This is a genomic window from Rhodococcus sp. 06-1460-1B (assembly GCF_002258475.1).
In the GTDB taxonomy this organism is placed as follows: domain Bacteria; phylum Actinomycetota; class Actinomycetes; order Mycobacteriales; family Mycobacteriaceae; genus Rhodococcoides; species Rhodococcoides fascians.
In genome coordinates, this window is the sequence record NZ_NOYS01000030.1 from 193,374 (window position 1) to 214,785 (window position 21,412).

At 65.5% G+C, this 21,412-nt stretch carries 15 protein-coding genes; 10 read left to right on the top strand and 5 right to left on the bottom strand.

Annotated features, from left to right (window positions below):
* Nucleotides 1-242: 242 nt before the first annotated feature.
* Nucleotides 243-1,049: a RecB family exonuclease gene (locus tag CH268_RS16875; RefSeq protein ID WP_045841904.1), complete on the top strand. Its 807-nt coding sequence runs from the start codon at nucleotides 243-245 to the stop codon at nucleotides 1,047-1,049.
* Entirely contained in the window at nucleotides 1,046-1,858 is an 813-nt protein-coding gene (locus CH268_RS16880; protein ID WP_094665188.1) for a thioesterase family protein, read from the top strand. The genes CH268_RS16875 and CH268_RS16880 overlap by 4 nt, the downstream gene beginning before the upstream one ends.
* A gap of 33 nt (nucleotides 1,859-1,891) precedes the next feature.
* Here the strand turns inward: CH268_RS16880 and hisG are convergent, their stop codons facing one another.
* From hisG to metH, 4 genes are read right to left on the bottom strand one after another with little or no spacing between them, the layout of a single operon-like run.
* The gene (hisG, locus tag CH268_RS16885; protein WP_048318520.1) at nucleotides 1,892-2,743 is read right to left on the bottom strand and encodes an ATP phosphoribosyltransferase; all 852 of its coding nucleotides are present in this window, start codon (nucleotides 2,741-2,743) and stop codon (nucleotides 1,892-1,894) included.
* A gap of 48 nt (nucleotides 2,744-2,791) precedes the next feature.
* Nucleotides 2,792-3,055, bottom strand: coding sequence for a phosphoribosyl-ATP diphosphatase (locus tag CH268_RS16890; protein ID WP_027497080.1), 264 nt, complete (start codon nucleotides 3,053-3,055; stop codon nucleotides 2,792-2,794).
* Between the two features lie 59 nt (nucleotides 3,056-3,114).
* Complete coding sequence (locus CH268_RS16895) at nucleotides 3,115-3,783, bottom strand: HAD family hydrolase (protein WP_032365803.1); 669 nt, start codon at nucleotides 3,781-3,783, stop codon at nucleotides 3,115-3,117.
* Nucleotides 3,776-7,345 (bottom strand): methionine synthase, encoded by a 3,570-nt coding sequence (metH, locus tag CH268_RS16900; RefSeq protein WP_094665190.1) that lies wholly within the window; start codon nucleotides 7,343-7,345, stop codon nucleotides 3,776-3,778. Before metH ends, CH268_RS16895 begins: the two co-directional genes overlap by 8 nt.
* A gap of 104 nt (nucleotides 7,346-7,449) precedes the next feature.
* Between metH and CH268_RS16905 the strand changes: the two genes are divergently transcribed.
* From CH268_RS16905 to CH268_RS16940, 8 genes are all read left to right on the top strand, one after another.
* Nucleotides 7,450-8,430 carry a PAC2 family protein gene (locus CH268_RS16905; RefSeq protein ID WP_230073645.1) on the top strand — a complete coding sequence of 327 codons (981 nt, stop codon included), beginning with the start codon at nucleotides 7,450-7,452 and terminating at the stop codon, nucleotides 8,428-8,430.
* Nucleotides 8,431-8,531: 101 nt separating this feature from the next.
* Nucleotides 8,532-8,879: a hypothetical protein gene (locus CH268_RS16910; RefSeq protein ID WP_027497076.1), complete on the top strand. Its 348-nt coding sequence runs from the start codon at nucleotides 8,532-8,534 to the stop codon at nucleotides 8,877-8,879.
* Nucleotides 8,879-11,368, top strand: coding sequence for a nitrite reductase large subunit NirB (gene nirB / locus CH268_RS16915; protein ID WP_094665192.1), 2,490 nt, complete (start codon nucleotides 8,879-8,881; stop codon nucleotides 11,366-11,368). The genes CH268_RS16910 and nirB overlap by 1 nt, the downstream gene beginning before the upstream one ends.
* Nucleotides 11,365-11,664 carry a Rieske (2Fe-2S) protein gene (locus CH268_RS16920; protein ID WP_094622150.1) on the top strand — a complete coding sequence of 100 codons (300 nt, stop codon included), beginning with the start codon at nucleotides 11,365-11,367 and terminating at the stop codon, nucleotides 11,662-11,664. The genes nirB and CH268_RS16920 overlap by 4 nt, the downstream gene beginning before the upstream one ends.
* A gap of 190 nt (nucleotides 11,665-11,854) precedes the next feature.
* Nucleotides 11,855-13,330 (top strand): TIGR02677 family protein, encoded by a 1,476-nt coding sequence (locus CH268_RS16925; protein WP_369597514.1) that lies wholly within the window; start codon nucleotides 11,855-11,857, stop codon nucleotides 13,328-13,330.
* Nucleotides 13,327-14,742 (top strand): DUF2398 family protein, encoded by a 1,416-nt coding sequence (locus CH268_RS16930; RefSeq protein WP_094665196.1) that lies wholly within the window; start codon nucleotides 13,327-13,329, stop codon nucleotides 14,740-14,742. The genes CH268_RS16925 and CH268_RS16930 overlap by 4 nt, the downstream gene beginning before the upstream one ends.
* A 4-nt stretch (nucleotides 14,743-14,746) precedes the next feature.
* Nucleotides 14,747-18,931, top strand: a complete 4,185-nt coding sequence (locus tag CH268_RS16935; RefSeq protein WP_094665198.1) for a TIGR02680 family protein — start codon at nucleotides 14,747-14,749, stop codon at nucleotides 18,929-18,931.
* The gene (locus tag CH268_RS16940; protein WP_255182423.1) at nucleotides 18,921-20,159 is read left to right on the top strand and encodes a DUF2399 domain-containing protein; all 1,239 of its coding nucleotides are present in this window, start codon (nucleotides 18,921-18,923) and stop codon (nucleotides 20,157-20,159) included. The genes CH268_RS16935 and CH268_RS16940 overlap by 11 nt, the downstream gene beginning before the upstream one ends.
* Here CH268_RS16940 and mshC read toward each other — a convergent pair.
* Nucleotides 20,156-21,397, bottom strand: coding sequence for a cysteine--1-D-myo-inosityl 2-amino-2-deoxy-alpha-D-glucopyranoside ligase (gene mshC, locus CH268_RS16945; RefSeq protein WP_027497069.1), 1,242 nt, complete (start codon nucleotides 21,395-21,397; stop codon nucleotides 20,156-20,158). The genes CH268_RS16940 and mshC overlap by 4 nt on opposite strands.
* Nucleotides 21,398-21,412 lie beyond the last annotated feature (15 nt).

Genomic DNA, 21,412 nt, shown 5'->3' on the forward strand with positions numbered 1-21,412 from the left:
GAATCACCGGAGGACACAGCGGACCTGCTTTCGTTGCGATGTGACGCTCGGCCTCGATCGGCAGGCGTCGGGGGACGACTCGACGTGCCAGACTACGGCCTTCACCGAAGATGTCGGACCAGCGGCATAGTCTCGCAGTCGTGAGTATTTCCGTGTCGAGCCCCATCGGCTTACCTCTTCTCGATGTCGGTGACAGCGCCGGCGTACCGCGTTCGAGGTCCGGCAACCGCAGTACCCCGGCTCTGTCCCCTTCTCGCGCAGGTGATTTCAAGCAGTGCCCACTGTTGTATCGCTTCCGTGCCGTGGACCGACTTCCCGAGGTCTCCACCGAAGCTCAGGTGAAGGGAACTGTGGTGCATGCCGCACTCGAGGCCCTGTACGCACTCCCTGCCCGCGATCGAGTGCCCACCACAGCCCGCGATTTGGTGGACCCGGCCTGGGACCGGGTCGTGGCCGAGTCACCCGACATCGCGTCGCTGGTTCCGGCGGACGACCGTCCGGCGTTTCTCGACCGGGCTCGTGCCCTGGTGGACGGGTACTACGAACTCGAAGATCCCACGCACTTCGATCCCGAGTCCTGCGAACAGCGCGTCGAGATCGCGTTGGACGACGGAACGCCGCTGCGCGGATTCATCGACCGGATCGACGTTGCACCCAACGGAATGATTCGCGTCGTCGATTACAAGACCGGACGTGCGCCGCGCGAGTTCACCGAATCCAAAGCTCTGTTCCAGATGAAGTTCTATGCGCTGATGATCATGCGCATGCGCGGAGTCGTTCCCGCGCAACTGAAGTTGATGTACCTCGCCGACAAGCAGGAGCTGACGTACGCCCCGGACGAGGGCGAGCTGCTGCGCTTCGAGCGCATGCTCTCGGCCATCTGGAAGGCGATTCTGGCGGCCGGTGAGACCGGCGACTTCCGCGCCAAGAAAGGCGCACTGTGCAAGTGGTGCGATCACCGGGCACTGTGCCCCGAGTTCGGCGGCACTCCCCCGCCGTACCCCGGTTGGCCGCAGGCGGCTGCGGAGCAGGAGGAGACGGAGCTGTGACGAGTCCGGACGCCTTCTTCGTTCCTGCCGGTGTCGACGGCGACGGTTACGAGATCGTCACCGCGACCGAGCACACCGTCAGCCTGTGGGCACCGACGATGCAGCACGGCGCTCCGCCGTCCGCGTTGTTGGTCCGCGCACTCGAGCGGGTCGACGCCAGACCCGATACTCGAATCAGCCGGGTGGTCGTCGACATTCTCGGACCGGTTCCGGTGTCGGACATCACGATTCGCGCATGGACGGCGCGGCCGGGCGCAAATGTCGAACTCGTCGTCGCCGAACTCTGGGCTCGAGGATCAGCGGGGCCGGCGCGAGCGGTGGCGCGGGGCAGCGCATGGCGTATGCGTACCGAGCCCACCGACGACGTCGTGCACGTGGGCGATCCGGTGATGCGACCGGTGAGCGCCGGCGTCGACAGCACCTTCGGCGGACTCTGGACCTCCGGATACCTCGACGCGGTCGAGTTCAAGTTCCTCACCGAGCTCGGCGCAGCGGGGCCCGGTGAAGTGTGGGCGAAGCCGACTCCCGTTCTGGTGCAGGGTGAGTCGATGACGCCACTCGAACGGCTGTTCTCGATTGCCGACATCGCCAACGGTGTGGGTGCGAAATTGCCGATCGAGCAGTGGACGTTCCTGAACACCGATCTGACGGTGCACGTCTTCCGCGAACCCCAGGGCGACTGGATCGGAGTGTCGGCCGAGACGTCTACGGGTCCGGACGGCATCGCCATGTGCGCAGGCACCATCAGTGACGAACGGGGGCCGGTCGGGCGCATCGCGCAAACAGTGCTGGTTCGCCGACGCGCGTGATCGTGGCGGAACGACGGGCGTTCCGCCACGCACTCAGAACGCTCGGCAGGACCTGATGTCGGAGGCGAGAATGGCTTTCGCGCCCAGTTCCGCGAGCTCGTCCATCACGTTGTTGTGAACCTTGCGAGAGACCATGGCGCGCACGGCAACCCAGTTGTCGTCGACCATCGGTGCGAGCGTGGGTGATTCGATGCCCGGAGTGATCTTGACGGCTTCGTCGAGGATCGCCTTGGGGCAGTCGTAGTCGAGCATCAGGTACTGCTGAGCGAAGACGACGCCCTGTACGCGAGCGATCAACTGCTTGCGTGCGGAGTCGGTGCCCGGCGTGCCGGCGCGCTCGATGAGAACACCCTCGGAATCGCACAATGATTCGCCGAACGCGACGAGATTGTTCTGACGCAGTGAGCGACCCGACTCGACGACGTCCGCGATTGCGTCCGCGACACCGAGTTGAATGGAAATTTCCACGGCCCCGTCGAGACGGATCACCGTGGCCTCCAAGCCGCGCTCGGCCAGGTCCTTACGCACGAGATTGGGGTACGAGGTGGCGATGCGCAGTCCGCCCAAGTCCTCGGGTGCCCATTCCTTGCCCGCGGGTGCCGCGTAGCGGAACGTCGACCGGCCGAATCCGAGCGCCAGGCGCTCTTCGACCGCTGCCCCGGAATCGAGAGCCAGGTCTCGTCCGGTGATGCCCAGATCGAGCTGGCCCGACCCGACGTAGATGGCAATGTCCTTGGGACGGAGAAAGAAGAATTCGACCCCGTTGGCCGGGTCGAGGACGGTCAGATCCTTGGAGTCGCTCCGACGCCGGTAGCCGGCCTCGCTGAGGATCTCGGCGGCGGATTCGGACAACGCGCCCTTGTTGGGTACGGCTACACGCAGCATGGAGTTTTCCTTCATCGGTGAGTTCACAGGAGACGTTCGGGCCTTGCCTCACAGATGTCGGTAGACGTCCTCGAGCTCGATTCCCCTACCCACCATCATGACCTGAACCCAGTACAGCAGCTGCGAAATTTCTTCGGCGAGTGCAGCGTCGCTCTCGTGTTCGGCGGCGATCCACACCTCGCCGGCCTCTTCGAGGACCTTCTTTCCCTGGAAATGAACACCTGCGTCCAACGCAGCGACGGTGCCCGAGCCCTCGGGGCGGGTCTTCGCGCGGTCGGTGAGCTCGGCGAACAGGGAATCGAAAGTCTTCACGGATTCGTATTCTTTCACGTCGGTATCCAGCGGAATCAATTCGGTCGAGATTCGAGGAGTCAGGCCGCCCAGGCCCGCCGGACGTCGTCGGCGGTCAGTCCAACCAGACCGTCGCGGATGGTGTAGCCCGGCGCTGCCGGAACCGCCACCTCAGACGGGACGACCAGTACCGGGCAGCCTGCAGTATGTGCGGACAGGGAGCCTGTCGGAGAATCCTCCACTGCAAGGCAGGCACCGACGTCGACGCCGAGCAGTGCGGCACCCCGCAGGTACGGCGCCGGGTGCGGTTTCCCGAACTCGACCTCGTCGCCGCTGACGGTGATGTCGAAATAGTCGCGCCCGAGTGTCTCCAGTGCACGCTCGACGAGCCCGCGTTCGGTGTTGGTGACCAATCCGGTCGCCAGGCCCATGTCGCGTACGAGTGCAAGAGCATCCTTGGCACCGGGCCGCCACGGAATACCCTCGGCGAACATGTCGCCGACGCGCGTGGTCAACCACTCGCGGCCCTCGGCCAGGTTGTCGTCGGTCACCGCAACCGATGCATTGGCGAGCACTTTGCGCAAGGCGTCTCGCATCGAATTGCCGAGGGTGCTCTCGCGTACTTCCGCGCTGAGTTCGGTTCCCAGTGTGCGGGAGTACTCACCGATGGCCACGTCCCAGATCTTCTCCGAGTCGAGCAGGGTGCCGTCCATGTCCCACAGGACACCGTGCAGGTGGGTTCTAGACATTGAAGTACTTGGCCTCCGGGTGGTGAAGTACGAACGCATCGGTCGACTGTTCGGGGTGCAGCTGCAGTTCCTCGGAGAGCTTGACGCCGATTCGCTCGGGTTCGAGGAGTGCGGCGAGCTTGATCCGGTCCTCGAGATCGGGGCATGCCCCGTAGCCGAACGAGTAACGAGCTCCGCGGTATTCGAGTTTGAAGTACCCCTCGGCCTCGGTGGGATCCTCCGCGGCGACCGATTTGCCGTCGGACAGTTTCAGTTCCTCGCGCACTCGGCGATGCCAGTATTCGGCGAGAGCCTCGGTCAGCTGAACTCCGATCCCGTGCACCTCGAGGTAATCGCGGTACGCGTCGGCTGCGAACAATTCGTTCGCGAAGTCCGCGATGGGCTGCCCCATGGTGACCAGGTTCATCGGCAGCACGTCGACCTGTCCAGATTCCCTTGCCGCAGTGCGTGATCGGACGAAGTCCGCGATGCAGAGGAAGCGGTCGCGGTGCTGACGGGGGAAGGTGAACCGAAAGCGTTCGGGCGCATCGGGTTCGGGCTCGGTGAGTACGACGACGTCGTCGCCCTCCGAAACGGCCGGGAAGTATCCGTACACCAAAGCGGCGTGCGCGAGAATGCCGTCCGTACTGAGCCGATCCAGCCAATACCGAAGGCGCGGTTTGCCTTCCGACTCCACCAGATCCTCGTAGGTGGCGCCCTCGCCCTTGCGGGCTCCTCGTAGGCCCCACTGCCCCAGGAACAGTGCACGTTCGTCGAGCAGCCCCGAGTAATCGGCCAGGGACACGCCTCGGACGATACGGGTGCCCCAGAACGGCGGTACCGGAATGTCGATGTCCGCGGCGACGTCGGATCGCTCGGGTACCACGACCGGAGCCTCGGCGGCCTTGCGCTTCTCCGCGATGCGCTTCGACCGTTCGTGGCGCTCCTTGCGTTCGGCGGCCTTGGCCTTCGCGGCGAGCGCCTCGGGGCTGTCAGGGGCTGGGCCGCCACCGCGTTTGGTGGTCATGATGGTGTCCATCAAACGCAGGCCTTCGAACGCGTCCCGCGCATAGTGCACGTCGCCTTCGTACACGTCCTGCAGATCGTTCTCGACGTACGACCGCGTCAACGCAGCGCCGCCGAGGAGCACCGGAAATTGCTCTGCCACGCCGCGGGAGTTGAGCTCGATCAGGTTGTCCTTCATGACCACCGTCGACTTCACCAGCAGACCGGACATGCCGATCACGTCTGCGCGTTTGTCCAACGCGGCTTCGAGAATGGTCGAAATCGGCTGCTTGATACCGAGATTGACCACCTCGTAGCCGTTGTTGCTCAGGATGATGTCGACGAGGTTCTTGCCGATGTCGTGCACATCGCCCTTGACGGTACCGAGCACGATCCGACCCTTGCCGTCGTCGTCGGTGGCCTCCATGTGTGGCTCCAGGTACGCCACGGCAGCCTTCATCACCTCGGCGGACGCGAGCACGAACGGCAACTGCATCTGGCCGGAACCGAACAGCTCGCCGACGGTCTTCATGCCCGACAGCAACGTCTCGTTGATGATCTCGAGAGGCGGCTTCTCGGCCATCGCGGCGTCCAGATCTGTGTCGAGGCCGTTGCGTTCGCCGTCGACGATGCGGCGTTCGAGCCGCTCGAACAACGGCAGACGACCCAGTTCCTCGGCGCGCGATTCCCGGGCCGATGCTGCCGAGACGCCCTCGAACAGCTGCATGAGCTTCTGCAACGGGTCGTAGCCTTCGCGGCGGCGGTCGTACACCAGATCCAGAGCGGTCTCGCGTTGCTCGTCGGGAATCTTGTTCATCGGCAGGATCTTCGACGCGTGCACGATGGCGGTGTCGAGGCCGGCCTGGGTGCACTCGTGCAGAAAGACCGAGTTGAGCACCTGCCGGGCAGCAGGATTGAGGCCGAACGAGATGTTCGACAACCCGAGGGTGGTGTGCACCTTCGGATACTTCTCCTTGAGCTGCCGGATCGCCTCGATGGTCTCGATGCCGTCGCGTCGAACCTCTTCCTGGCCGGTGGAGATCGGGAAGGTGAGGGTGTCGACGATGATGTCCTCGTGGCGCAGGCCCCAGTTCTCGGTGATGTCGGTGATCAGGCGATCGGCGACACGCACCTTCCATTCGGCAGTACGCGCCTGCCCCTCCTCGTCGATGGTCAGAGCGACCACGGCGGCACCGTGTTCCTTGACCAGGCGCATGATCTTCTGGAACCGCGAGTCGGGACCGTCGCCGTCCTCGTAGTTGACCGAGTTGACGGCGCTACGTCCACCGAGGTGCTCGAGGCCGGCTTCGAGCACGGCCGGTTCGGTGGAGTCGAGCATGATCGGCAGCGTCGACGCAGTCGCCAATCTGCTGGCGAGTGCCGCCATGTCGGCGGCACCGTCGCGGCCGACGTAGTCGACGTTGAGGTCCAACATGTGCGCGCCGTCGCGGGTCTGATCCTTGGCGATGTCGAGGCACTTCTCGTAGTCCTCGGCGAGCATCGCGTCACGAAATGCCTTGGAGCCGTTGGAGTTGGTGCGCTCGCCGATCATCAGGATGCTGGCGTCCTGCTCGAACGGCACAGCGGTGTAGAGCGAGGAGACCCCTGGCTCCGGGGCCGGCTGCCGTTCCAGCTTCGTCGCCCCGTGCACCATGTCGGCAACCTGACGAATGTGCTCGGGTGTGGTGCCGCAGCATCCGCCGACGAGTGCCAGCCCGTACTCGCGGACGAAACCGCTCAGAGCGTCGGCCAATTCGGGGGCGGTCAGTGGATATTCGGCACCCTTCGCGCCCAACGTGGGCAGTCCGGCATTGGGCATCACCGATACCGGAAGACGTGAATGCTTGGACAGGTGACGCAGGTGTTCGCTCATCTCGGCGGGGCCGGTGGCGCAGTTCAGCCCGATCATGTCGATACCCAGCGGTTCGAGCGCAGTGAGGGCTGCACCGATCTCGCTGCCGACCAGCATTGCGCCCGTCGTCTCGACCGTCACATGGGTGATGATCGGGATTCGGACGCCGAGCTTGTCCATGGCGTGCTGGCTACCGATGATCGCGGCCTTGACCTGCAGCAGGTCCTGGCACGTCTCGACCAGAATGGCGTCGGCACCGCCGTCGATCATTCCGAGCGCAGCCTCGGTATATGCATCGCGCAGCCGTGCGAACGGGGCGTGGCCGAGTGTGGGGAGCTTGGTTCCGGGGCCCATGGAACCCAGGACGTACCGATCCATCCCGTCGCGGCCGGGTCCCATTTCGTCCGCAGTCTCGCGGGCGAGCCGGGTGCCTTTTTCGGCCAACTCGCGGATTCGATCCTCGATGTCGTAATCGGCCAGGTTGGGCAGGTTGCATCCGAACGTGTTCGTTTCCACGGCGTCTGCGCCGGCCGCGAAGTACTCGCGATGAATCTCGCGCAGCACGTCGGGCCTGGTGTGGTTCAGAATCTCGTTGCATCCCTCGAGGCCGAGAAAGTCGTCGAGAGTGAGGTCGGCGTCCTGGAGCATCGTGCCCATTGCTCCGTCGCCGATGACAACGCGACGTGAAATCGCATCGAGCAGACCGGGCTTGTGTTGATTGGGCATCACTACAGAGTAGTGGGCACCACGGTTACCTCGAGTCGTAGGCTGTCGTGGTGAGTCCCCGAAACCTCGATGATCAGTCCCCGCCCGACGACGGTACCGACAAAATGGACAAATCAGGTGCCGACGCGGACATCCCCTTGGACGCCGCGCTGATCGAGGCCGTGCAGGATGCTGTGGCGAACGCCACAGACGCCGACGCCGACTACGACGAGGACGATCTGAACGACGACATTCCCGAGCTGCGCTCCCCCATACTTGTCGCCGCTTTCGAGGGCTGGAACGACGCAGGCGATGCGGCGAGCGGCGCGGTCGAACATCTGGAGCTGATCTGGGACGCCAGCCCACTGGCCGAGCTGGACTCGGAGGACTACTACGACTACCAGGTCAATCGGCCGACCGTTCGTCAGGTCGACGGGGTCACCCGCGAGATCGAGTGGCCGTCGACTCGATTGTCGGTGTGTTCACCGCCCGGGAGCGACCGCGACGTGGTCTTGTTGCGCGGTATCGAGCCCAACATGCGGTGGCGCAGCTTCTGCGACGACCTGCTCGAGTTCGTCGAGCAGCTGGGCGTCGAAACCGTCGTCATTCTCGGCGCGCTGCTGGCGGACACCCCGCACACCAGGCCGGTTCCGGTCACCGGCACTGCCTACAGCACCGAGTCGGCCGAACAGTTCAACCTCGAGCAGACCCGCTACGAGGGGCCCACCGGCATCACCGGCGTTCTGCAGGACGAATGTGTCAAGGCAGGGGTGCCGGCCGTGTCGTTCTGGGCTGCTGTCCCCCATTACGTGTCGCAGCCACCGAATCCGAAGGCCACCGTGGCGTTGCTGCAGCGGGTCGAGGACGTACTCGACATCGAGGTGCCGCTCGGCGAGCTGCCCACGCAGGCCGAGGAGTGGGAGGAGGCGGTCAACGAGATGACCAAAGAGGACGAGGAGATCAGCGAGTACGTGCGCAGTCTCGAGGAGCGTGGTGACGCCGAGGTGGACATGTCCGATGCGATCGCCAAGATCGACGGCGACGCCATCGCCGCCGAGTTCGAGAAGTACCTCCGGCGGCGCGGCCCGGGCAACTTCGGGCTCTGACCCGAACGCACACGAGGAGCCGGGAGCCGGTGAGGTCTTTCTGATGCCGACGTAACGTCACCGCAGCGGTGGCGTCACCCCGACACCGGAGCCTCGTGGGTATGGCCAGCACACCGCGATTTCTGCAAGGCGTCTTCTCCTTCACCGGCAACGGTCTGGACAAGCCCGAGTTGATCGATCCCAGCCTGAGTTTCGTCGTCCCCGAGGGGGTGACGGCTCAGCCGCTGTACTTCCGAGGCGGTAATTCGAGCGATGAGCTGGTGGTCGTGACCTTGCTGCGCGACGGCAGCCCGATGCGTATGTTCCCGATGGGAGCGAAGAGCGGCGTCAACATTCCGTTGCGGGTCGTCGAGGACGTCGATCCCGATACCGTGCTCGAGCTGGTGATCGCGGCCCCTGCCGGAACCAGCGGAGAGGTCGTCGTCGACTTCGGTCTGGTGCTGGTCTGATGACTGCGGGAAAACAGCGATTGCTGGTGATCGGCAACGGAATGGCCGGTGCCCGGACGGTAGAACAGATCCTCGAGCGAGACGGCAGCTCGCTGTTCGACATCACGATGATCGGCGACGAACCGTACGGCAATTACAACCGCATCATGCTCTCCCACGTGCTGTCCGGTGAGGCCACCGTCGACGACGAGGATCTCGTTCTCAACCCCATGAGTTGGTACAGCGAGAACGGCGTGACGTTGCACGTGGGCGATCGAGCCGTGTCGCTCGACCGGTTCTCCAAAACGGTTGTCTGCGAAAGCGGTCGGTCCGTCGACTACGACGTACTGATCATCGCCACCGGTAGCAACACGTTCTTCCCGAACATGGACGGTCTGCGCGAGTCCGACGGCAGGCTGGCACGTGGGGTGTTCGGATTCCGCACGATCGCCGACACCAACGGCATGTTGCAGATGGCGCAGTCGCGCGACGACGTGTCGGCGGTGGTGATCGGCGGCGGACTGCTCGGTCTCGAAGCAGCGTACGGACTGCGGACGCAGGGACTGGACGTGAACGTGGTGCACTCCCCCGGGCACCTGATGAACCAGCAGCTCGACGAGCGCGGTGGACGAGTGTTGCGCAACAAGATCGAGTCGCTGGGCGTCGGTGTCCACACCTCGAAGAGGACCACCTCGGTGTTGCGGTCGGACGACGGTACCGTCATCGGCGTCGGTTTCAACGACGGCACCTCGCTGGACGCCGACATGGTCGTCGTGACCGCCGGAATTCGGCCCAGTGTCGATTTTGCCCGCGCCGGCGGCCTGGTCATCGAACGCGGAATCGTCGTCGACGACCAATTGCGCTGCGAGGACGAGGGTTCCATCTATGCCGTCGGCGAATGCTGTCAGCACCGCGGTGAGGTGTACGGCCTCGTCGCGCCCCTCTGGGAGCAGGCCGCTGTCCTGGCCGATGTACTCACCGGTGCCGATCCCGCTGCCGCGTATCACGGTTCGCGTTTGACGACCAAGCTCAAGGTGGCCGGCGTCGACGTCGCGTCGATGGGGATCACTGCGCCCGAGCGCGACGACGACGAATTCGTTCAGTTCTACGAACCACGCAGTGGCACGTACAAATCGGTCATCGTGCGGAACAACAAGCTCGTCGGCGCCACTCTGCTGGGCGACATCTCCAAGGCCAACTTTCTCACCCAGGCGTTCGACGAGAAGGTGCCGCTGCCCGACGAGCGCATCAGCATGCTCTTCGACATGGGAACGCCCTCTGCGGCAACAGGAGCCGCCGAACTGGCAGACGACGTTCAGGTGTGCAACTGCAACGGCGTCACCAAGGGCGCCATCGTGGCCTGCGTGCACGCCGGTGCCAAGAATCTGAGCGATGTGACTGCACAGACCCGAGCAGGCAAGGGATGTGGGTCCTGCAAGGGGTTGGTGAAAGACATCATCGCGTGCGCAGCCGGTGGCGCGGTCGAAGCGGACCCCACCGCAGACCGGTACGTGCCGTGTATCCCGATGACGAAGCCGGAACTGATCGAAGCGATCAGGTCGCGAGACCTCCGGGCAGTCTCGCAGGTGTTCACGGCGCTTGCGACCGATGGCGTCGAGGACGCCGCCGCCAAGATGCCGCTGGCGTCACTGCTGCGCACCGTCTGGGGTCCGGATTGGGTGGACGAGCGCGGCGCGCTGTTCATCAACGACCGGGTGCACGCCAACATTCAGCGGGACGGCACGTTCTCGGTGGTGCCGCAGATGAAGGGTGGCGTCACCACCCCGGATCAACTGCGCAAGATCGCCGACGTCGCCGACAAGTACCACGTGCCGCTGGTCAAGGTCACCGGCGGACAGCGCATCGACCTCCTCGGGATCAAGAAGGAAGACCTACCCAAGGTGTGGGGCGATCTGGACATGCCCTCCGGCTTCGCCTACGGCAAGAGCATGCGCACGGTGAAAACCTGTGTGGGCAGCGACTTCTGCCGCTTCGGTCTCGGCGACTCGACGGCTCTCGGCATCGCGCTCGAAGAGCGGTTCCAAGGCTTGGAGACTCCCGCGAAACTCAAACTCGCGGTCGCCGGCTGCCCGCGCAACTGCTCGGAGGCGCTGTGCAAGGACTTCGGCGTGGTCTCGGTCGGCGAGGACAGGTGGGAGATCTACGTCGGCGGCGCGGCCGGGGCTCACATCCGCAAGGGAGATCTGTTGGCCACCGTGACGGGAGCCGAGGAGGTGATGACAGTGGCAGGCAGATTCATCCAGCACTATCGGGAGAACGCGCAGTGGCTCGAACGGACGTACGCCTGGGTTCCGCGCGTCGGCTTGGAGGAACTGCAGAGCGTTCTGATCCACGACCGTGACGGCATCGTCGCCGGACTCGACGAGCGACTGCAAACATCGGTCGACGGCTACGTGGACCCATGGCAGGACCGCACGACACCCAAATCGCCCGCGCAGTTCGCACCCTCGCTGCCACTGCTCCCGCTGCCACAGGTGCCGGTCCGATGAGCGTGCCGGTGGGAGCGTTGGAAGATCTGACTCCCGGCGAGGGACGGGCCTACGTCGTGGACGGTAAGCAGGTGGCTGTGTTCCTGCTCGGTGACGGTTCGGTGCGCGCGATGGACGCCGTCTGCCCGCACCGGGGCGGACCACTGGCCGACGGCCAGATCGACGGGTCCGTAGTCGTCTGCCCACTTCATCAATACGCCTTCTCTCTCGACGACGGCACCTGCCCGAGCGGCATCGACCCGGTGCGCACCTACCCCGCGGCCGTGGTGAACGGAAAAGTGACCGTGGAGCTGTAACCGGCACGGTCGAACAACTGGCACTCCTACCCCCAGGGTCATTCCGCAGGCTCCACTCCTCCCACCAGGGTCATTCCGCAGGCTCCACTCCTCCCACCAGGGTCATTCCGCAGGCTCCACTCCTACCCCCTACCCTGTTCCAGTGACCGAATCAGGCGAGGACGCACGGCTGGGTGCCGCGAATGCGTTCGTGGAGGAAGACCGTCTCGGTCTCTTCTCGTTCGCCGTCGCCGAGAAGAGATCCGAATACCTGGCAGTACTGCGGGCGTTCGACACCGCCCGCGCGAACTACGTGGTGTTGCTGCACTCGGGCGACGTCGCCGATCTCATCGCTCGTAGCCCCGGGCGTCACGACGCGCTGACCACACTGGACATCGCACCCCTGCTCGATCAACTCCACGCCTGGGGTCTGCTCGAACGCAGCTACGACGGCACCCGCGCCGCGACCCTCGCCGAATACCGCAACCGGCACTTCGTCTACCAGTTCGGTCAGGCCGGCTACAAGGCCTACCGCGCGGTCGAGGACGTGCTCGGTGCGCGCCTGGACGACGCCTCGCTGTCCCGGCTGGTGCTGCCCGAGCTGCTGGCCGACATGCACGAGCTGGCCGAGGCGAACCGTCAGGCCGACGGCGACCGCATCTACCGCAAGCTCAGCAGACTCGATTCGACGTTGTCGGAGATGGCGACCCGCGCCGCCCACTTCTATCTGGTGCTGGGCGACCTGGTGCGCACCACCGAGATCACGCCCGAATCGTTCTTGGCGCACAAGGATGCACTGCTCACGCACATGCGTGAGTTCAGCTCCGATCTCACCCGCTATGCCCCCAAGTTGGCGGAAGCGATCGCACTCGTCGAGAGCACCGGCATCGAGGAACTCGTCGACCGTGCCGCGATCAGCGACGAACGAGTCTTTCTCTCCGTCGACGAACGGCGAGCGGACTGGACCGACCGATGGGCCGGGTTGTCGCACTGGTTCGTCGCGGCCGAATCCGCGCTCAGCGAATCCGAGCGCCTCCGCGAGGGCACGATGAGCGCGATCGCTGCTGTGCTGTCACTGCTGCGGCGCGTCACCGAAACTCGGAAGGGCGGTGTGAGTCGCGAGAGCCAACTGCGTCACCTCGCCGGCTGGTTCGCTGCTGCCCCCACCGAGGACAGCGCACATGCTCTGTTTCACGCCGTGTTCGGCCTCGGCCGACCCCGGCACCTGTCGATGGTCCATCCCGACGCCGACATCATCCCCATGTCCCGGTCATGGTGGGAGGCACCGCCGGTCGAGATCTCGCGCACGCTGGCCGAGACAGGACGTACTCCGACTCCCGGCGTTCCAGGGCGGGTACAGCGCAACGACGGCGGCATCAGACGACTGCGCGAGCAGCAACTCGAGTCGCAGCGATCACGCAGTGCCGCGGCGCAGTCGCTCGCCTCGGCCGGAATCCACGACCGCATTCTGAACGAGCAGGAAACCGAAGTGTTGTTGAGCCTGCTCAACGCCGCGTTGACTGCCCGGGTACGCGTGAGCGGACGCACCTCGGACTCGTCCGGATCGGACAGTGGCGTGCGCCTGACGCTGAGCGACAGCGACCGTTCGACGATCGTGCGCACCAGCCGTGGCCGATTGCATCTGGACCGCCTCGCCCTCGACGTCAGTGAGGTGGCACGCCGGTGAGAGCACGTGAGATCTCCTCGCTCGCTCTGGATTCCTACCAGCGGGCTGCCCGAGTCGCATTGTCCAATCACCTGGTCACCGCGACGTACCCCGATCGAATCGCGTTACCGCTGCTGCGCAGGTGGGCAACCGAACTGCGCGAGGACCTCCTCGAGCTGTTCGGCTACCGCTTCGAGGTGACCGAGACGACCGCACGTCTGTTCCCGGTGATCGATCGCCTCGACGACAGTCAACCCGCGCGAACGCCCTCCGAGCGGGTGTTCGACCGCCGCAGGTACGCGTATCTGGCGCTGGCGCTTGCCGCGCTCGGTCGGGCCGGAAACCAGATCACTCTGTCCGAACTCGCCGATCACGTGGCGACGGAGTCGAGTCAGGTGGACGGCGTCGAACTCACGACCGACCGCGCGAGCGACCGAGACGCATTCGTCGACGCGATCGGATGGCTGGCCACGCGTGGTGCGATCTCGCTGGCCGACGGCGACGCCACGGGCTGGGCGAACAATCCGACGGCCGGTGAGGCCCTGTACGACATCGACCGATCGGTGGTCGTCGCGATGTTTCGGCCGCCGCGTGCCGTGCAGCACCTGCGTTCGATTCGTGGCCTGCTGGCCGGCTCGGATGCCCCGATCGATAGAGAGGATTCCGATCTCGGACACATCGAGTCCGGGCGTGAGGCAGACCCGAAGGAAACGCTGCGTGCGGTACGTCGAGCGTTGGTCGAACACCCCGTCGTCTATCTCGACGATCTCGACGGAGACGCACGCACCGCCCTGACCGCCTCGCGCACCGTCGCCGACGTCGAGTTGCTCACCGGTCTCGTTGCCGAGCGTCGCGCCGAGGGCGTGGCCCTCATCGACACCTCGGGACGGTTGTCCGACCACCGCTTTCCCAGCACCGGAACGATCGCTCAGGTGGCGTTGCTCATCGCGGGAGAAATCTCCGATCGGGTCGTGGATCCCGACGCTCCGGCGCTCACAACGCATCCGCTACCTGCGAGCGACCTACTCGTCGAACAGCTGGACGACGCGATCCCCGGCGGCGGAATCTTCGGCGACCTGGCCGAATTCGGATTTCCCGCCGATCCGACGACGGTCGAGAACTCGGCGGAGCGCACACAGTATCCGTTGATCGAGGACAGTTGGCTGGTCTCGGTCGTCGACGATCTCGTGGACCGATTCGGTCGCACGTTCGCGGCGCAGTGGCAGACCGACCGGGACGGTCTACGCATCCGTGCGATAGCGCTGTTGCATCGACTTCGCCTGATACACAGCGTATCCGGCGGCGTATTGGTGCTACCGGTGATCGCTCGGTACCGAGACGTGATGGTCAGCGTGCGTGACCGAGCCCCGCAGGACTCGCTCTTCGGCACCGAACAAGCCCCCAGTACCGATCCATCCGAAGTAGAGGCCTGAGTAGATGACCGCACACTCGAATCGCTTTCGGCCCACGCGCGCCGGAATCGTCAACCTGTGGGATTACCGGGATCAGGAGTTCTCTTTCGCCGACGGTCGATTGGTGCTGCGTGGTCCGAACGGATCCGGCAAGACCAAAGCGCTCGAAGTGCTGTTTCCCTTCGTCCTCGACGGCCGGATCGAGCCGCGCCGACTCAACCCGTTCGCCGGTGAAGAACGAACGATGAAGTCCAACCTGCTCTACCGAGGGCAGGAGAGCGCGCATTCGTACGTGTGGATGGAGTTCGGCCGCGGCTCGCGCGAGGACCCCGAATCGGTGACCGTCGGAATCGGTATGCGGGCGAGCCGCCACAACGACAAGGTGACCCGCTGGTACTTCGTGGCCGACGGCCGAGTGGGCGTCGACTTCTCGTTGTTGGGCTCCGACGACCGGCCGCTGACGAAGAAGCAATTGGCCGAACAACTCGGCAGCGATGCACTGACCGATCGTCCGGTCGACTACCGCGCCGCGATCGATGCCCGGATGTTCGGGCTCGGCGCGCAACGGTACGACCAGTTGATCAATCTGATTCTGACACTTCGCCGTCCGCAGTTGGCCAAGAATCTCGATCCGAAAGGGTTGTCCCAGGCGCTGACCGACGGTCTGCGTCCCCTCGACGAGCAACTGGTGCTCGAGGCAGCACGTTCCTTCAGCGACATGGAGGAAGTCGGACGCGCGCTGGAGGGACTGGCCCAAGCCGATCAGGCGGCCAGGAACTTCGTGTCGGTCTACTCCAAATACCTTCGCGTACAGACCCGTTCGGATGTCGAGCAAGTCTCGCGTCGGCTCGAAGCCGTGACGCACGCGACCACCGCACACTTCGACGCCGCCGCCCTGAAGGACCGGCGTCTGCTGGAACGGGCGGCTGCAGAGACGCGGTTCGACGAGGCCGAGCGTGCGCTCGATCAGGCCGTCGCAGACCGAGAAACCCTGCAGCGCTCGAGCGCGTACGAGGGCAAGCAGCAACTGGACGATCTCGCCGAATCCGCTGCGAAGCTGGAGGTCTCGACGGCGCAGCAGGCCGATCGCGCACGCAAAGCGCAAGCAGAACTGGAGCAACGTGCGGCCGAGGCGGCCCGGGCGGATTCGGCACTCCGGGACTCCGTTGCCGGAGTGACTCGCGCAGAGGACGAGCTGCAGACTGCGGCCGAGGACGCGGGCATCGTGTGGACACCGCTGCCCGGGACCGCGCGCAGTGATCAGATCAGTACCGCGCTTCGTGGGCACGCCGAGGAACGGGACGGCGACGTACGTGCAGTGCGTGAGGCGCTGACCACCGTCGAGAAGGCGTCGACGGAACGCGCTCGCGCGGAGAAGGCCGCAACGAAGGCGCGCGAGTTGCTCGAAGCAGCCGCGGCTGCCGTCACCGAGGCCGAGGCGACGGTGGACCTGGAGAAGGCGCAGTTCGCTTCGGGCCTGCGGGCCTGGTGGTCGAGCAACTCCTCGCTCTACTCCTCCGCGGGCATCACTTCCGCTGTGTTCGAGGCCCTCGACGCAGCCCTGGCAGGCATCGGCGACGACGACGCCCCGAGCCTGGAATCGGTGCTCGCCGAGCAGACCTCGGACGGTATCGACGCGATTCGCGCCCGGCAGGCACAGGCACGCGTCGACGTGGCCGCGCGCGAGGCCGAGGTGAAGGCGCTGCGGGGCGAACTGTCCCTGGTACGAGCCGAACACGACGATGCCCCACCACCGTTCGCAGCGCGCACCGACAGCCGTGCCGATCTCTCGGGCGCACCGCTGTGGCAACTGGTTCGGTTTGCCGATGCGGTCTCCCCTACCGACGCGGCGGGCATCGAATCCGCGCTGCAGGCCGCGAACCTGCTCGACGGTTGGATTCATCCGACCGCAGACTCCCCCGTCGACGCGACGTCGGAGCAATATCTGTCGCCGCTACCGGTGGCCGCGAGGCCGACCGGGTCGACGCTCGCGTCCGTGCTGGAACCCGAGCCCGGTACTGCCGTCCAGGAATCGCGAATCCTCGATGTACTGAATTCGATTGCATTGCAGCAGGATCGAGACGACCTCTCGGACAGTTCTGTCTCGATAGGCGTCGACGGTCGGTACTGGCAGGGAGTGCAGCAGGGTCGCCACGCAAAACCGGATGCCGAGTACATCGGTGCCACGGCGCGGGCGCGTCGGCGAGAGCAGCGCATCGCCGAGCTCGGTGCTGCAATCGATTCCGCGACAGCCGAACTCGCGACCGCGACCGCCGCCGAGCTGGCGGCACGCGAGCTCGTTCAGGCGTTGAACGCGGCCGCCAAGCAGCTCCCCCGAGTCTCGGCCATCGTGAGGGCGCAACGTGCCGTCACGGCAGCCGCAGGCGCGCTGCGCACCTCGAAAGATGCTTCTGCAGCGGCAGATCGAGAATTCGACCAGGCGATCGCCGACCTGTCCGCGAAAGAGAAACAACTGCGCTCCGTCGCCGTGGCCCATCGCACCCCGCACCTGGGCCGCGATGTCGATGCCCTCGCCGCAGCGATTCGCCATTTCGAGCATCAGGGCGCAGCGGTCATCCGTAAACGCAGCGACCATGCACGCGAGACCGAGCGGGCGCGCGAGGCCACCAACCGCCTCGAGGAGGCCACCGGACTGGCCGAGGAACTCGCCGAGGAAGCCGCGATAGCCGACGAGAGCTATCGGCAACAGCTGCATCGTCTGGAATTGCTGAGCGAGAAACTCGGTGCCACGGCCGAACAGATCAACACCGATCTCGACAACGCGCGCGATCGCATCGAGAAGTGCCGAGCCGAGCAGCGAGCAGCCCGAAAGGCGGACAAGGAAGCCGGCGAGGCGATCGGCAAGGCCGAGGGTGCGTGCAACACGGCGCTCGAAAGCCTGCGCGCTGCCGTGACCGAGACCCTGGGTGATGCCGTCCGACTGGCACCGTACGCCCGCAAGGATCTGCTGCACATCCTCGGCGTGCACGAGACGTACACGTGGCCGGCCAGCGACTCGGCGTGGCTGACCGTCGAACAGATCCTGTATCGGGTTCAGCAGGCCGCCGGCCCCGACGACGACGTCCCGGTACTTCCACCGGTGGTGCTCGCGCTGCATTCGGCACTCGACACGGCGACGGCGTCGGTGAAAGTGAGCGACTCGAGCCGGAAGTCGACACGAACGGCGCTGACGAGCGCACTGCAGGAGTTCGACTCGCAACTGGCCGCTTCCGGTCAGGACTACCGCCTGCAGTGGGACGCACCGGACGGGTTGACGGTGGTACGCGTGCAGGACGAGCAGGGCTATTCCTCGGTCGGAGACTTCGCCGACCGCATCGGTGCCGCAAGGGCCGACCAGGAACTGCTCTTGACCGAGCAGGAACGCCGAATTCTCGAAGACGCGCTGCTGACCGGGTTGGCGCAGCAGATTCACGAGCGCACCGTCGACGCACGCGAGCTGATCGCCCAGATGTCCGCCGAGATGAAGCAACGCCGTATGTCCTCGGGCAACACGATCGGCGTGCACTGGGTGCTCGCGGACAACCTCGACGACGGGGCGCGGGCAGTGTCCAAGCTGCTCGACCGCGATGCCTCGGCGCTGAGCCAGGACGATCTGGCCGCGATGCGCGCACACTTCGCATCGGAGATCAGGATCGCTCGTGCGGCACATCCGGAACGGTCGTATCCCGAGATCCTGTCCGCGACACTGGACTATCGCCGCTGGCGGGTGTTCGCGTTCACGCTCATCAGCGGCGACGGCAACGAGGATCGTCTGACCGTCGCTCGTCACAGTGCACTCTCGGGCGGTGAGCAATCGGTGTCGCTGCATTTGCCGCTGTTCGCCGCGGCGCACGTGATGCTCTCGTCCGCCGATCCGCATTCACCGCGGCTGCTGGCGCTGGACGAGGCGTTCGCCGGTGTCGACGACAACGGTCGTAGCGAATTGCTCGGACTGAGTGTGCAATTCGACCTGGATCTGTTCATGACCGGTTACGACCTGTGGATCACCTACGCGGACGTCCCCGGTTGCGCACACTACGATTTGGCGCACTCGACCGCCGAGAACACCGTCAGCGCAGCACTTCTGGTGTGGGAGAACGGTGAATTGTTCGCCGAACACGACGGCACCGACCTCGCAGCCGCCCTCGGATCACCGTTGACCCGCCGGGTGCCGACCCGAACCGAAGGTGGGCTGGAGTTTGGCCGGTAACAGTGAGTGGCGAGGCAGCGTCGAATTGGCGGCGCTGTTGGACGCTGCGCGAAAGAAGTTGGAGTCCAACTGGCTTCGTGTCGGCGGCAACATCACCGTCGACCTGAGTGATGCGCCGGAACTGTGGCGTCTGTGCAGTGCCATCTCGAAGTCCAACTCCAGCCTGCACTCTCGGGCACGGAGCACCCGTCTCGATCTCGAGCGGTTCGACGCGTGGTTGTGCCATCCGCTCAACGGCGGTATCGGTCTGATCGACACCCTCGCCGGTCAGGCACCGCTGCAGGACAAGAAGCGCATTGCGGCCGACAAGGCTCAGGTGCGCGCCGATGCACTCGACCGGGCGCGTGCGGCGCTCGGCGGTGGTACCGATCGCGAGTGGATCGAGCACTGGATCGCGTCGTTGCTCAATCAGGACGGCACCCTCGGCGGCCGCGTCGCCGTCGACGCACTCGGGGTCGCAACACAGGTCCTGGCGCTGCTTCCGGTGGACGGGATGTCGCTCACCGAGCTGGCGGAACTGGCCACCGGTGATACCAAGGCCCTCACGGGCGGCGGTGCCGCGAAACTCGTCCTCGATGCACTGTCGTTGCGCGAGAACGTGCCTCGGCCCGTCGATCCGGTCGGAATCCGGGCACTGTGGGAAACGGCCGGGGTGTCGGTCGACGCACTGTCGAGTAGGGTGCTGGTCCTCGGTTACCGCGTCGCAGAGACCCACTCCGTGGCTCGCTGGCTCAACGAAGCAGCCGACGAGGGCGTGCCCTTTCCCGTCACCGTGGACATGCTCGCGCGCGGCCCTCTCACCAACAGCTCGTCGACCGTGTTCGTGTGCGAGAACGTCGCTGTGCTCGCGGCCGCAGCCCGCTCTCTCGGCTCGAACTGTGCCAGCTTGATCTGCACCGACGGTCAGCCCTCGGCCGCCGTGCATCGGCTGCTGGCTGCGCGCGCCCCCGGCACCACGATCGAATGGCGTGCCGACTTCGACTGGGCCGGAATGCACATGGTTACCCGCGCACTCACCCGGTACGACGCGGTGCCGTGGCGAATGGACGTCGACTCGTACCGCCGCGCACTGGACGCGCGCAACTCGGAACCACTGAAGGGGCATCCCACGGACACTCCGTGGGACCCGGAACTGGCTGCTGCACTGCGAGATTCGGGACGAGCGGTGATGGAAGAACGCCTGATCCCGGATCTGCTGGTGGATCTACGCCTGGGGGCCGCGGACTAACGCAGCGGAACTCCGAGCAGCGCATCGACCGCATCGGCGAAAGTGCCGGGTGCGCTCGCATCCGATCCACCGCGCTCGACTGCGAAACTTGCCCACGCGTCGAGGGCGTCGAGAGCCTTGGGTGTGTCGAGGTCATCGGCCAGATGCTGACGCAGGCGGTTGACGACGTCGTCGGCCGACGCTGCGGACTCGAGCGCCGCTGCTCGACGCCACAGCGCGAGGCGGGTGTGGGCTCGCTCGAGGACCTCGTCGGACCACGGCCGATCCTGCCGGTAGTGGCCCGCGAGCAGGCCCAGCCGCACTGCGGCCGGATCGACGTTCTCTGCGCGGAGCTTCGAGACGAACACCAGGTTGCCGCGGCTCTTGGACATCTTCTCGCCGTCGAGACCGATCATTCCCGTGTGCACGTAGTGCCGGGCGAACCGAGGGTCACCGGTTGCCGCCTCGGCGTGTGCCGCCGAGAACTCGTGGTGCGGGAAGATGAGATCGCTTCCGCCGCCCTGGATGTCGAAACCGGTTCCGATGCGATTGAGTGCAATGGCAGCGCATTCGATGTGCCAGCCCGGTCGGCCGGGGCCCCACGGCGACGGCCACGACGGTTCGCCGGGACGTACCGCGCGCCAGAGCAGCGCATCGAGTGAATCGCGCTTGCCCGCACGATCGGGATCTCCGCCGCGTTCGGCGAAGAACGTGTCCATGGTGGGACGGTCGTAGCCGGATTCGTAGCCGAACTGCTCGGTGGCGTCGGCACGGAAGTACACGTCGGGGTACTCGGCGTCGTCGACGACGTAGGCAGCGCCGGACGCCACCAGCTTCTCCACCAGTTCGACAACTTCCTCCACCGACTCGACGGCACCGATGTAGTCGTGCGGAGGCACGACCCGCAGAGCCTCCATGTCGGCGCGGAACAGCTCGATCTCGCGCGCACCGAGATCGCGCCAATCCTCACCGTCACGATTCGCGCGCTCGAACAGCGGATCGTCGACATCGGTGACGTTCTGCACGTAGTGCACGTCGATACCCGCATCACGCCACAAGCGGTTGATCAGATCGAACGTCAGATACGTTGCCGCATGTCCCAGGTGGGTGGCGTCGTACGGGGTGATTCCGCAGACGTACATGCGAGCGGTCGAACCGGGGGTGACCGGACGGACCTGGCGATCTGCGGTATCGAACAACCGAAGCGCTGGACCCTGTCCTGGGATTGTCGGGATCTCCGGGCTGGACCAAGAATGCATGCAGCCGAGCCTATC

What these genes read in the sequence shown, in the direction of transcription:
- hisG (WP_048318520.1), bottom strand. Translation starts at nt 2,743, where the DNA reads ATGCTGCGTGTAGCCGTACCCAACAAGGGCGCGTTGTCCGAATCCGCC.
- nirB (WP_094665192.1), top strand. Translation starts at nt 8,879, where the DNA reads ATGACTGCGGGAAAACAGCGATTGCTGGTGATCGGCAACGGAATGGCC.
- CH268_RS16905 (WP_230073645.1), top strand. Translation starts at nt 7,450, where the DNA reads ATGGACAAATCAGGTGCCGACGCGGACATCCCCTTGGACGCCGCGCTG.
- mshC (WP_027497069.1), bottom strand. Translation starts at nt 21,397, where the DNA reads ATGCATTCTTGGTCCAGCCCGGAGATCCCGACAATCCCAGGACAGGGT.
- CH268_RS16895 (WP_032365803.1), bottom strand. Translation starts at nt 3,783, where the DNA reads ATGTCTAGAACCCACCTGCACGGTGTCCTGTGGGACATGGACGGCACC.
- CH268_RS16910 (WP_027497076.1), top strand. Translation starts at nt 8,532, where the DNA reads ATGGCCAGCACACCGCGATTTCTGCAAGGCGTCTTCTCCTTCACCGGC.
- metH (WP_094665190.1), bottom strand. Translation starts at nt 7,345, where the DNA reads ATGCCCAATCAACACAAGCCCGGTCTGCTCGATGCGATTTCACGTCGC.
- CH268_RS16935 (WP_094665198.1), top strand. Translation starts at nt 14,747, where the DNA reads ATGACCGCACACTCGAATCGCTTTCGGCCCACGCGCGCCGGAATCGTC.
- CH268_RS16920 (WP_094622150.1), top strand. Translation starts at nt 11,365, where the DNA reads ATGAGCGTGCCGGTGGGAGCGTTGGAAGATCTGACTCCCGGCGAGGGA.